The following is a 13,104-nucleotide window of genomic DNA, read 5'->3' on the forward strand; positions in this document are numbered from 1 at the left end:
CATTCTGATACAGCCCCCTATATCTATATTTAAAATATATTATCAGTGTTAACTAATAATATGTATTTTAAATGAAAGATTATTAAGAAAAATTCTAATAATAATGTAGAAAAACTTAGAATAAATTCATAAATGTAGGTAAAAATACTACCGAAGGAGGAGTATTTATGGATATTGTAAGTTTTTTATTATATTTTACATTTAATTTCTTTTTCTATGGATTTGTAGGGTGGATAATTGAGAATTTGTTTTGCTATTGTATTAAAGGTAACTTTCAAAAGGATGGCTTTCTAAGTGGACCATTTAAACCTATGTATGCCATAGCTATGAGCATTTTAGTAGTAATAGAATCTAATTTTACAATTAATGTTTATTATTTAATACCATTATGTTTTATAATTCCAACTACTGTGGAATATTTAACGGGAATAATAATGAGAAATCATTTTAACAAAGATTATTGGGACTATACTGATCTTAAGTATAATTTTAATGGAATTATATGTTTAGAGTTTTCTATAGCTTGGACTTTATTAAGCTTTATTGGAGTAAAGTATTTACAGGTAATGATAAATCAAGCATATGAAATAATTTATCCAATATGGCCAATTTGTTCTACGATTTTACTAATAATTTTACTTATTGATGAGATTATTACTTTTAGAGAGTTTAGAGAAAAGGGAAAAATTATTCAAAATTAAATTAATACATAGTAGTAGAATAAGGTCTATGTTTATAAAGTATTATATAAACAGGTAGTTAGTATAACTGCCTGTTTATTTTTCAATAAATCCTAATAATAGTTTGTTTAATCTATAAGACAAAAGTATAAATGCAAACAAAATTACAATATATCTATAAATACATAGATAAAACATTGAATATATCATATTATTATATTATAGAATAATTGAATAATATTTGATTAAGGGAGGTATTATAGTGGAAAAGATGGATAGATTTATTGATGATGAAGGTAGAATAAAAATATGGCCAAAGAAGAAAGAAGTAAAAATTGAGATTCTGAAATATTTAGCTACTAAGTTTAAGTATGACTGTTTATATAATGAGAAGGAAGTTAATGATATTATTAAAAAATGGCATACTTTTGAAGATTATTTTTTGCTGCGTAGGAGTTTAATAGATTATAAATTTTTATGTAGAAAAAAGAATGGATCAGAATATTGGAGAAATAGTGAGGAAACCCATGAATAATAAAGTAGATATAAAAAAAAGTAATATAAAGAGTGTTGATACAGAAAATAAAGATATTAAAAACAATGGAGTTTTCGAAGTAAAATCTAATGAAATATTCTGGAATTCAACCATGGAAGAGCTTAAAAAGGGATATATTCAAGAAGACGATATTATTAAATGTTTAATTTGTGGTAAAATATTCCAAAATGGGAAAGTATATAGAATAGATGAAGAATTTTATGAATCATGGAAAGCAGCAGAGCTTCATATTCAGAATGCTCATAATTCCATGTTGGAATATCTACTAAATATGAATGGAATTTTTACTGGAGTTACAGATGCACAGAGGGAAGTATTAAAGCTTTTTGCAGAAGGTATATCAGATAAAGAAATAGCCAGTAGATTAGGAGTTGCCACTTCTACTATAAGAAATCATCGATATAAGTTAAGGGAAAAAGAAAAGCAGGCAAAGCTATATTTAGCAATGATGGAATTATTAAATGAAAATACTAATAAGAAGATAAATAAATTAGAAGAGGGAGTTATTTGTGATGCTCATAAGACTGCTACTACTTTAGATGATAGATTTAATATAACTACTGAAGAAAAGCTTCAGGTTATACAAAATTATATTAATGAAGATGGTAGTTTGAAAAGATATCCATCTAAGGAAAAGAAAAAGATTATAGTTTTAGAGCAAATAACAAGAAATTTTACTATAGGAAAAACTTATCCAGAGAAAGAAATAAATAGAATATTGGCTAGGATATATGAAGACTATGCTACTGTAAGAAGAGCATTAATTGAATATGGATTTTTAAGCAGATCTAATGATTGTAAAAAATATTGGGTGAAAGAATAAAATACTATAAGTGTTAATACTTTAAATTAAATTGAAGGAAAAATAGTATTTATATAGAATATACATTATTATTGGATTACAGTATAAACTTAAATAGAAGTAGATTTTAATTAGTAATTTATAGAAAGGAAATGGTATAGAAAATTTATATAAATTTATCTATACTGGGTGACAATATGAAAATAGAATTAGATGATAAAAATATACTTTATGTATTAGACAGTATTCATGGTAAATATATAAGCACAAAGTTATATTTTAAGGAGCATACCAATGAAATAGATAAAATAGGTATGACTACTCCTGAAGAATTAAAAGACTTATATAATAATTTACTTGAACAAGTACATGCTCAAGGAGAGTACAAATTTCTAGAAAAAATAAAGTAATGGAAGGTAGAGTTTCTATTGCATAGAAATAAGGTCATATACAAAGAATAAACTTTGTATATGACCTTATTTTACTTCAGGTAGGTGATTCCAATATCTGGTGGGCATGCTTCTACGTGTTAATTTAAGATTTTCTCGTTCCTTTATATTTATAGCATTGTAGAATTCTCTCCAAAGGTTTTCAAAATTATCATTGAGAGAGGAAGCTTCTAGATATTCACCATTAGTTTTAGAAAAAGATGAGATAATACCTTCTTTTTTATTATATATTAAAGCAAGCTCTCTCTTTATATCATGAATTATAAAATTTTGGTCAGAAAATCTTTCTATAAAATGAGTCTGAATAAGTGGAAGAATATTATGATCAGGCTCTATAACTGAGTAAAATGTAAAGGGAGCTATTTCTTTAAATCTAACAAATCCAGTAAATCTATGAGCTTCTAAAGAAACTCTTCTGCAATATTTATCTACAGTTAAGATAATATCATTATTTTTAGCTAAATTAATGCTATCTCCAAATTTGTAGCATAGTTTAATGTATTTAAATATTAAATCCTCAGAATAGGGGAGAGCACTTAAATACAAATAGTATACATTTTTAAGTGTTAAGTAACTAAGGGTATCTTTTATACTAGAATATACTCTATTAAATTTATCTTCTTCAGTAGTTATTTCTTCGGTTGTTGTAATTAAGCTAGGAACATATGAAGAAGACTTGGTAATTTTCACTTCCTCTTTATAACTATAGGCATAGAAAATTGTAGTTAAAAGTCCCTCAAAGGAACCATCGTATAAAAATTCTTTCATGTTGTAACACCACCTATAACTTTATTATATTTATAGTTCTCCAGTTATATAGGAACCTCTATCCTCTAGAAGTAAAGTTTTATCTAAGGAATTTATATCATCTTGGGAGGATGAGGATAATATAAGTTTATTATATTCCTTATCTAAAATTGGTATAGAACTGTTATTATAGTTAAAGCCAAGAAAGCTTAATTGTTCATACCTTTCATTTTCAATATAGTTTAAGTCAATTTTAGGTTTTAGTACAGATCTTACTTTTTCTTCATCTAAATCCACAGAACCGTAATACTTACCTTTACATACTATAAAGTATTGAGCTCGTTTTAAAACAACTCCTAATTTTTTTAAATCCTGAAAGGTGAGAAAACTAATTCTTCGAGCACTAATTATCTTTTTAGCGCCTCGAATACCTATACCAGGTATTCGAATTAATAGTTCATAGGAAGCTGTATTAATTTCTAAAGGAAAGATATGAAGATTATTTAGAGCCCAATTAGTTTTAGGATCAAAATTTATATCAAAATTTGGTGTTTGTTTATTAAGAAGTTCTTCAGCTTTAAAACCATATACCCGTAGTAACCAATCTCCTTGATAAAGTCTATGCTCTCTAAGGGTAGGTGGGGTTTTGAAATTGGGTAAATTCTTACCACTATTCACTGGAATGTAGGCTGAATAATAGACCCTTTTTAGTAAGAAGTTGTTATATAGATTTTCTGTAAGATTTAAAATATCTAAATCATCTTCTTTAGTTGCACCTACAATTAATTGAGTACTTTGTCCACCAGGTACAAATAAAGGAGCTTTTTTAGATAGCTTTCTCTCTCCATTACTTATAATTATGTTATTTTTTATAGATTTCATAGGGGTAAATATATCCTGTTTATTTTTTTCAGGGGCTAGAAGTTTTAGGGAATTATTAGATGGAAGTTCAATATTAACACTCATTCTATCTACATATTTGCCAGCTTCTTTTATTAGATTTTCATCAGCTCCTGGAATAGCTTTAAGATGAATATATCCACGAAAATTAAAATGATTTCTTAACCTTTTTACAACTGATGTTAATAGTTCCATAGTGTAATTAGGATTTTTGATTACTGCTGAACTTAAAAATAATCCTTCAATATAGTTTCTTCTATAAAAGTTCATAGTTAAGTTTATCACTTCATCTACGGTAAAGGCAGCTCTTTCTACATCATTAGTTCGCCTATTAACACAATAGGCGCAATCGTATATGCAGTAATTAGTTAATAAAATTTTTAAAAGAGATATACATCTTCCATCTGGAGTAAAGGAATGACATATACCACTAGGAGCAGAAGAACCTAAAGCACCTTTGATTCCTCGACGACTAGAACCAGATGAGGAGCACGATACATCATATTTTGCTGCCCCACTTAATATCCTAAGCTTTTCACTAATCTCCATTTAAACTCACCTTCTACAATAAAATAGGTAATCCATATAAGAATTATAACAGAACGTTTGTTCGAGGTCAACAAAATAAAATTTATTTTTTGTAATATAGTGTGACTTATTTGAAGCATCATACATAACATAAAATATAGCAAGAATTATGGAGTTATTAAATGAACAATTGTAAAGATAACTATAATTGTAAGGATAAATGTGATTGCAATGATAATTGCAACTGTGATTGTAATTATGATTGCAATTATGAGTGCGATTGTGATTGTGATTGTGATTCCACTGACGGTGGAGTAGGTGGGGTTGTTGATGCCAAGGAAGTTAGATGTCAAAGAAAGGAAGATAGACTACTAATATTAATATTAATACTTCTTTATTGTCAAAATGTATATACAAACTCTCAATACTATAGATGTATTAATAGTCAAATGATAAATTACATGATGTGCTCAAATCGTCAGTTAATGTGTACAATTTTATGTATGTCTCAGAACTTAGTAGATAGCATAGTAGATTGTTGTGCTAATCAAAGAAATCGTAAATAAGAGCAGAGTAATCTGCTCTTTTACAATTGGTTAAAAATATATGAAGTGTGATAAAATAAAGTATATATTTAAGAAATAAGGTGATGAGATGGATATGTACGAAGATATAATATATGGAGAGCTAATAGAGTGGAAAAGGGAAATGATGAGGAAACCTACTATTGGAAATAAGCTTTCTAAAAATGTACAAGATAAAATGAACGGATTTATTCCGGAAAAATTTCATGTTATGGCTACAGAAGTTATAAAGAATATGGTTAAAGTAGTTATTTTAGGGTCTGAATATACTACATTGGAACCTATAACATATATGCCTATAATAGAAAGAGAAATGTTAGTAAAGGAAAAGATTCAATTATATAGAAAGGTAGCAACAGTAAGTGGTGCTAGCACAGGATTTGGTGGTTTTTTTATAGGGTTAGCTGATTTTCCTATTTTGTTAAGTATAAAAATTAAGTTGTTATATGAGATTGCTAGTATATACGGTTATGACACAAAAGATTATAGAGAGAGATTACACCTTCTTTACATATTTCAAATTGCTTTCTGTAGTGATAAAAGAAGAATAGAAGTATTTCACATACTAAATAACTGGAAATCATATTCAGATAAGTTGCCTTTGGATAAAGAAAACTTTGATTGGAGGATCTTTCAACAGGAGTATAGGGATTATATAGATTTAGCTAAGTTTTTTCAGCTTGTACCAGTTATCGGAGGAGCAGTAGGAGCTGTAGCTAATTATAAGTTAGTAGAAAAGCTAGGTGATACTGCTATGAATGGATATAGATTAAGGTATTTTCATTAGAACAGTAAAGTTTATAATTCTAATTTCAATAAAATATCTTAAGAGAATACCTCTTAAATATTATATTGTTGTAGGATAGTTTAAATAAAATAAAAAAGTCGGAATGTGAAATTTAATCTACATCCCAACTTATTTTAAAACTCCCGCTATGATCTCCTTCAACCTGTATTTTGTATTTACCATCATGAGGTATGACTATAGTTTGAATTAAAGAATTATCTATGTTTTCAATTTTATATAATGTGTGGTCATCCTCATCAATTAGCAATATAGCCAAGTTTCCACCTTCATTTTCAACCTTTATATTAAGAGTTAACTGGTCATCCATGTCTAACTTAAGAATTTTGTATTTATAACCCTTAAAACTTTTATAGGTCATTTCTATAGAGCTCTTTGAAGAGTGTTCCTTAGCTTTACTAGTTTTGTAGTTGCCATCAGTGGTTGAACATTTGTTGAGTAGCACTATAATAATTAATATACATAGGAGTAGTAGGAGTTTAGTTTTTTTAGCCATAAATAACCTCCACATATACATCTAATATATTTATATAAAAATAATAAAGAATTATGCCTAAATTATCTATAAATTATATTTTAAGGTTTTCAATAGAACTATTTACTAAAAGTGCATAATATACTTTGAAAGAAACATATGTACTATATGTTATATATATAAACCATAGTATATATAGACAAGATAATATATAATTTAATATGAATACAAACTTGTATTCATATTAAATGTTAATAAAACGGAGGTTTTTAATGATTAATGAAAAAAAAGAAATAACTAAAAATGGACATAAAAAGAAAAGCAACTTTTTATCTGGGCTTATGTTTTTAGTAGTTTGTGGAGCTATTGGAGCTGGTATAGGGTTTTTATCTGCAAGTTATTTTAAAAGTTTTATGGATACCTATATCAAAAGTGATAATTTTCTTTTGGAATTACTTAAATACTATGGACTTATACTAATATTTTTCTTAGGGTATATAATTCATATTATTATTCATGAAGCAGGACATCTTTTATTTGGATTTATGACAGGATATTCTTTTGTATCCTTTAGGATAGCATCTTTAACTATAATTAAAGACAAAGATAAAATAAGCTATAAAAAGTTTGGTATACCAGGCACAGCAGGTCAGTGTCTTATGATGCCTCCAAAAATAAAGGATGGAAGATATCCCTTCATAATGTATAACTATGGCGGAGGAATAATGAATTTAATAGTAGCAGGATTGGGTATATTACTAGTTGTTTTAATAGAAGGAATTCCTGTTTTGATTTCAACAATACTAATACTAATTAGTGGAGCGGGTATATTTGCAGCCCTTACTAACATAATTCCATTAAAGGTTGGAGGAATTTCTAATGATGGGTATAATGTTATATCTATGTTGAAAGATGTAGATGCAAGAAGAGGGTTTTATTTACAACTTAGGGTTAATGGACTACAATCACAAGGAATGCGAATTAAAGATATGGAATTGGAAGAATTTAAGTTGAATGAAGGAAGTAACTTAGTGAATCCACTTAATTCTTCACTTAAACTTATGGAGTACAATTGGTATTTGGATAATATGGATTTTACAAGGGCAAGAAGGTGTATTGAAGATTTTACACCATGGATTAATAAGATAATCCCATTGTATAGAAATGAAATAAATTGCGAAAAAATGTTTTTAGAACTCATAGGTGATTGCAATAAGGAGTTTATTGATAGCATATATGATAAAAATCTTGAAAAATATATAAAAGCTTCTAAATTTATGATAGGAAAAAAGAGAATAATGATGGCTTATGAAACTTTCTATAATAATAATAATGAAAAAGCATTAGGTTATTATGAAGAGGCCATAAAGTTATCTGAGAAGTATCCAGTTAAAGGGGATGCAGAAATGGAGTTAATGTTAGTAAATTGGATTAAGAAGATGAAGAATATTTAATCCATGACTACCAGTTCAAGTGGAGTTGAAAGCTATGTCTATATAAGATGTAGCTTTTTCTGTTGTATTTATAGAAAAAGAATAAAATTGGAGATAAAAGTTTTAATATTTAGAAAATAATGCAGTTACATTTACAACGTAATGTGATAAAATATACAATATAGATATAAAACTTTTTCTAAGGCTATTAATAAAAAGAGGGGGATACTTATGGCTTTAAAGAGGAATGTGGAAGTAACCTGTCCAAATTGTTTGATAAAAAGCAACATTAAGTTATGGAATAGTATTAATGTAACTATAGATGAAGGAATAAAAGAGAAAGTATTAGATAATGACTTTTTTAAATTTAAATGTCCTATATGTGGACATGTATCAACCTTTGAATATGATTGTTTGTATCATGATATGAATAAAAGAGAGATGATATATTTAATAACAAATTATAGTAGAGATAACGATGAATTAGCTAAAGAGCTAGAAGCATTATCAGATGAAATCTTGCCTCAATTTGGTAATGATTATAAACTTAGAATTGTAACTAGTAACTATGATTTAATAGAAAAAATTAAAATTTTAGACTGTAATTTAGATGATAGAGTTATGGAAATATATAAATTATATTATATTACTAATTTAGTAGACACTAATTTGGATTTTTGTGCTAAAAAGATATATTTTGATTATGATATTATTAAAGATAGTATGATTTTTATACTTATAGATGAAAAAGGGGAAACACCATTGTACAATATAGATATGAAAATATATAATTTTATAAGAGATAAATACTTAAATAATATAGAGAAAAAGGTATACAAGGGTTTTCAAGTTATTGATGAACAGTGGGCAATTGGGATTAATGAATATAATAATTAATGATTTAGTATAATTAAGGCGGTATAAATATCGCCTTTTTATTATTAATTCTTCAAAGATATTTAAAAAATGTGGAAAATTATAATGAAAAACATTCAGATATTCATAAATCTTATAAAATTATTTTTAGTAATTTTATCTATGGATATTTTTACAAAAATCCTGAAATCCAGTAATATTCTTATTTTGGGTTTGGTTAATAAATCCATTATGGATAATGGTTACCTTTGGAGGATAATGTATCATTCATTAGAAATTATCAACCATTATAAAATTAAAATTTATATGTTATAAATATAGGACAAGGTGGTTAGACGTAAAAGTACATTAACTACTAGAAAAGTGGACAAGTTATTAAGTCCAAATATAGGAGGAATGGAAATGAAATCGAGAACATTATCAATATTAACATTATTATTAGTAGGAAGTACATTCGTAGGTGGAGTACAAGCTGAAGCTGCTGTAAAGACTAGAAGTCAAGTGAAAACTGTGAGTTATAGAACTATAAGTAACAATCAATATGGCAATGTAGATTATACTAAATTTATGAGTGGAAACTTTACAACTGACTTTGAAGCTATGAAAAAGATTATAATAAATCAAAATAATTGTACTACAGTACCAAGTACACCGTCAAAAGACCAAGTAAAGGAACCAGTAGTGGAACAACCAACAACAGAACCAACTACCAAGCCAACGACACAACCATCAACAGGACAGGATACGTCAACTAAAACTCCTGTTACTGAAACACCAGTAGTACCAGAGGCACCAGTTGTTAATGAGAAGTTTATGGCTCAAGTTGAACAAGCTATATTTAATAAAGTAAACGAAGAGAGAGCTAAAGCTGGAGTAGCACCTTTAACTTATAACAAAACTATGGAAAAATATGCTAGAATTAAATCTCAAGATATGGGAGATAAAAATTATTTTAGCCACCAAGACTTAAGTGGAAATCTTATAACAACTAAAATGAAGGCTGATGGAGTTTCATATAGAGCTTGGGGAGAAAATATAGCATATATAGGGGGCGTATCTGACCCAACTGCATTAGCTAATCAATTTATGACTAACTGGATGAATTCAGAAGGTCATAGAAAAAATATACTATCAACTAATTTTGAAAGTATAGGTGTAGGTGTATATAAAGCTGGTAATAGAGTTTATGCAACTCAAGAGTTCTATAAATAATAACAGATAAATTTTAAAAATCAAATATACATTTTCCCATAAAATTAAAAAATATCCCTTATTGCAGATAATAAAGCTGCAATAAGGGATATTTTTATTAACTTTAATTTTACTAGTTTTTATTTCTTGTAGTAGTAAATTCAGTATATTTCTCTATGAAGATTAATATATTTTACTATATAAATTATTAATTTAGGAGGAAGATATGTCTAGAGGTAGGGGTAAGGAAGATAAAAAGACAGCTAAGAATGCTGGCAAGGATAAGAAGGGTGACAAGAAAGTCAAGAATAAGAATGAGTTAAAGAAGAAAAAATAAACATAGTATTTTAAATCTATAAAAAAGTATAAGGGCTATCTCAAAGTTGGGATAGTCTCTTTATTTACTATGAAAAATAATTAAATTAATAAAAGTATTTAAATCCATACTATAACACATAATAAATGTATATTAATTAATGTAAAAGGAAGGGATTTTATGGAAGGGAAAAAATGTGTTAAAGTAATACCTCTGGGTGGATTAGGTGAAATCGGTAAAAATATTACTGCTATTGAATATGATAAAGACATTGTAGTTATAGATTGTGGAATAGCATTTCCAGATGAAGAAATGTATGGAGTTGACTTAATTATACCAGATATAACTTATTTAATTGATAATAAAGAAAGAGTAAAGGCTTTTGTTCTTACTCATGGACATGAAGATCACATTGGTTCATTACCTTATATTTTAAAACAACTAAATATTCCAGTGTACGGAACTAGATTAACCTTAGGTATATTAGGTAATAAACTAAAGGAACATTTTTTAGAAAATGAATATACCCTTAAAACTGTGGAGGCCGGAGAAACTATAGAATTTGAAGATATTAAAGTTGAATTCATAAGAAATACCCATAGTATAGCTGATTCTTGTTCCTTAGCTATCCACACTCCTATTGGAAACATAGTTCATACTGGAGATTTTAAAATTGATTATACACCTATAGATGGTTTGGTTATGGATTTAGAAAGAATATCTGAATTAGGAAAAGAAGGGGTATTACTTTTAATGGCAGATAGTACTAACGTAGAAAGACAAGGTCATAGTTTATCAGAAAAGTCTATAGGGCAGACCTTAAATAGAATTTTTTCTACAGCTACAGGAAGAGTGATAGTTGCAACCTTTGCCTCTAATATACATAGAATGCAACAAATAGCTGATGCTTCAGTTAAGTACAAAAGAAAAATTGCCTTTAGCGGTAGAAGTATGGAAAATATATCTACTGTAGCTATGGAGTTAGGTTATTTACATATTCCAGAAGGAACTATGATAAATGTAGATGACATAAGAAATTACAGAAATGAAGAAGTAACTATAATAACTACAGGTAGCCAAGGAGAGCCTATGGCAGGTCTAGCTAGAATAGCTTTTTCAAATCATAGAAAGATTCAATTAGAGCCTGATGATCTATTTATTATCTCAGCATCTCCTATACCTGGGAATGATAAGCTTATATCTAAAGTTATCAATGAACTTTATAAAAAAGGCGCAGATGTTATCTATGAAGCTTTAGAAGATATCCATGTATCTGGGCATGCTTGTCAAGAAGAGTTAAAATTAATACATTCATTAGCTCATCCAAAGTATTTTATGCCTGTTCATGGAGAATATAGGCATTTAAAACATCACAAAGATCTGGCTAAAAGTTTAGGTATGGAAGATAAGAATATATTTATAATGAATACTGGAGATATACTTCAGCTTTCTGAGGATGAAGCAAGAATATCTGGTAGGGTTCATACTGGAAGGGTACTTGTAGATGGTATAGGAGTAGGTGATGTAGGCAACATAGTACTAAGAGACAGAAGGTATTTAGGTCAAGATGGTATGGTTGTTGTAGTTGTAACTATAGAGAAGGAAAGTTATAGTATATTAGCAGGACCAGATATTATAACTAGAGGTTTTGTTTATGCCAAGGAAGCAGAAGATATGATCAATAAAATTAGAGATATAGCAAGAGAAGAAATTGAAAATTCTTTAGCAAATAATCAGATAGAATGGTATGTATTAAAGACTAATGTAAAAAGATCCATAGAGAGATTCTTATATGATGAAACTAAAAGACGACCAACTATATTCCCAATAATTATGGAAGTATAATATACTAGTGTTTAAATAACATGCTACAGATAATAGTTCTCTGTGGCATGTTATTTATTTTATAATAGCTATTAGTAATATTTAAATCCTAATTTAATAAATTTATACTATACAAATTTATTAAATTAGGAGGGGTATTATGGAAGAAAGAGTTATAAGTGTGAAAGGAAAGGGTAAAGCATCAATACCACCAGATACAATAGAAATTAATATGATATTAACTACGTTAAAACCTACCTATGAAGAAGCTATGAATGCTGCTAGTAGAGACTTGGATGAATTGAGGTTATGCTTAAGGAGTGCAGGATTTGATAAAAAAGATATAAAGACTACTAATTTTAGAGTGGACACTAAGTATGAAAATATTTCTGATGCAAATGGAAATTATAGGAGAGTTTTTGTAGGATATGAAGTTACCAATAACTTAAGAATTGAATTTGAGCAAAATGCCATGATGTTAACTAGAGTCCTTAATGCTCTTGCAGGTTGCAAAGCAACACCTGAGTTTTCTATAAGGTATAAGGTTAAAGATGATACAGAAGTTAAGGATTTACTTTTGGAAAGAGCTGTGGAGGATGCAAGATCAAAGGCTAAAGTAATGGCAGAGGCTGCAGGGGTAAGATTAGGAAAGGTACTAAGTATAGATTATAGTGGGAGTGATATTCAATTATATAGGGATATTTATAGCATAAATAAGAATCTAATTTCTACAGGAGGAGCTCCAAACATTGATTTACAGCCTGATGATATAGATGTAGAAGATACAGTGACTGTAGTTTGGAGGATGGAAAGTTAATTTATTATGGTATTATAAGAGTAGTTAAGCCTTAGAAATAAGGCTTTTTTTACTTTATAGGAAATTGCTTGGTTTTAAAATATAACAAATAATCCCCACTAAACAGTAGAGATGAAAAAAG

The 13,104-nt window shown here is 28.0% G+C and carries 14 protein-coding genes; 11 read left to right on the forward strand and 3 right to left on the reverse strand.

The annotated features are described in order from the left end of the window. Positions 1–167: 167 nt before the first annotated feature. From B2694_RS00215 to B2694_RS00230, 4 genes are all read left to right on the forward strand, one after another. Positions 168–701: a putative ABC transporter permease gene (locus B2694_RS00215; RefSeq protein ID WP_346884046.1), complete on the forward strand. Its 534-nt coding sequence runs from the start codon at positions 168–170 to the stop codon at positions 699–701. Positions 702–951: 250 nt separating this feature from the next. Then, the gene (locus B2694_RS00220) at positions 952–1,215 is read left to right on the forward strand and encodes a DUF2087 domain-containing protein (protein ID WP_346884056.1); all 264 of its coding nucleotides are present in this window, start codon (positions 952–954) and stop codon (positions 1,213–1,215) included. Between the two features lie 112 nt (positions 1,216–1,327). Beyond that, positions 1,328–2,059 carry a DUF2087 domain-containing protein gene (locus B2694_RS00225; RefSeq protein WP_346884057.1) on the forward strand — a complete coding sequence of 244 codons (732 nt, stop codon included), beginning with the start codon at positions 1,328–1,330 and terminating at the stop codon, positions 2,057–2,059. Between the two features lie 176 nt (positions 2,060–2,235). Next, positions 2,236–2,448 carry a hypothetical protein gene (locus tag B2694_RS00230; protein ID WP_150843745.1) on the forward strand — a complete coding sequence of 71 codons (213 nt, stop codon included), beginning with the start codon at positions 2,236–2,238 and terminating at the stop codon, positions 2,446–2,448. Positions 2,449–2,514: 66 nt separating this feature from the next. Here the strand turns inward: B2694_RS00230 and B2694_RS00235 are convergent, their stop codons facing one another. Together B2694_RS00235 and B2694_RS00240 are read right to left on the reverse strand one after the other, a co-directional pair. After that, a complete protein-coding gene (locus B2694_RS00235) occupies positions 2,515–3,255 on the reverse strand; it encodes a TIGR03915 family putative DNA repair protein (protein WP_346884047.1) in 741 nt (246 codons plus the stop codon). Between the two features lie 30 nt (positions 3,256–3,285). Further along, entirely contained in the window at positions 3,286–4,683 is a 1,398-nt protein-coding gene (locus B2694_RS00240; RefSeq protein WP_346884048.1) for a putative DNA modification/repair radical SAM protein, read from the reverse strand. A 161-nt stretch (positions 4,684–4,844) separates the two neighbouring features. Here B2694_RS00240 and B2694_RS00245 point away from each other — a divergent pair, with 161 nt between their 5' ends. Both B2694_RS00245 and B2694_RS00250 read left to right on the forward strand, forming a co-directional pair. After that, positions 4,845–5,228 carry a hypothetical protein gene (locus B2694_RS00245; protein WP_346884049.1) on the forward strand — a complete coding sequence of 128 codons (384 nt, stop codon included), beginning with the start codon at positions 4,845–4,847 and terminating at the stop codon, positions 5,226–5,228. An 88-nt stretch (positions 5,229–5,316) separates the two neighbouring features. Further along, entirely contained in the window at positions 5,317–6,033 is a 717-nt protein-coding gene (locus tag B2694_RS00250; RefSeq protein WP_346884050.1) for an EcsC family protein, read from the forward strand. Between the two features lie 112 nt (positions 6,034–6,145). On the opposite strand, the gene B2694_RS00255 is transcribed toward B2694_RS00250, so the two are convergent. Then, entirely contained in the window at positions 6,146–6,547 is a 402-nt protein-coding gene (locus B2694_RS00255) for a hypothetical protein (protein ID WP_346884051.1), read from the reverse strand. Positions 6,548–6,798: 251 nt separating this feature from the next. On the opposite strand from B2694_RS00255, the gene B2694_RS00260 reads away from it, so the two are divergent. The 5 genes from B2694_RS00260 (at position 6,799) to B2694_RS00280 (ending at position 12,983) form a co-directional block, all read left to right on the forward strand. Beyond that, positions 6,799–7,980 carry a hypothetical protein gene (locus B2694_RS00260; protein ID WP_346884052.1) on the forward strand — a complete coding sequence of 394 codons (1,182 nt, stop codon included), beginning with the start codon at positions 6,799–6,801 and terminating at the stop codon, positions 7,978–7,980. A 210-nt stretch (positions 7,981–8,190) separates the two neighbouring features. Then, entirely contained in the window at positions 8,191–8,856 is a 666-nt protein-coding gene (locus B2694_RS00265) for a CpXC domain-containing protein (RefSeq protein WP_346884053.1), read from the forward strand. Between the two features lie 381 nt (positions 8,857–9,237). Beyond that, positions 9,238–10,047 carry a CAP domain-containing protein gene (locus B2694_RS00270; RefSeq protein ID WP_346884054.1) on the forward strand — a complete coding sequence of 270 codons (810 nt, stop codon included), beginning with the start codon at positions 9,238–9,240 and terminating at the stop codon, positions 10,045–10,047. Between the two features lie 475 nt (positions 10,048–10,522). Continuing rightward, the gene (locus tag B2694_RS00275) at positions 10,523–12,187 is read left to right on the forward strand and encodes a ribonuclease J (RefSeq protein WP_346884055.1); all 1,665 of its coding nucleotides are present in this window, start codon (positions 10,523–10,525) and stop codon (positions 12,185–12,187) included. Positions 12,188–12,326: 139 nt separating this feature from the next. Further along, on the forward strand, positions 12,327–12,983 hold the full coding sequence (locus B2694_RS00280; RefSeq protein ID WP_035129434.1) for an SIMPL domain-containing protein: 657 nt from the start codon (positions 12,327–12,329) through the stop codon (positions 12,981–12,983). The last annotated feature ends 121 nt before the right edge of the window (positions 12,984–13,104 follow it).

The sequence above is a fragment of the Clostridium sp. UBA4395 genome (assembly GCF_002390995.1).
GTDB classification, from domain to species: domain Bacteria; phylum Bacillota; class Clostridia; order Clostridiales; family Clostridiaceae; genus Clostridium_J; species Clostridium_J sulfidigenes.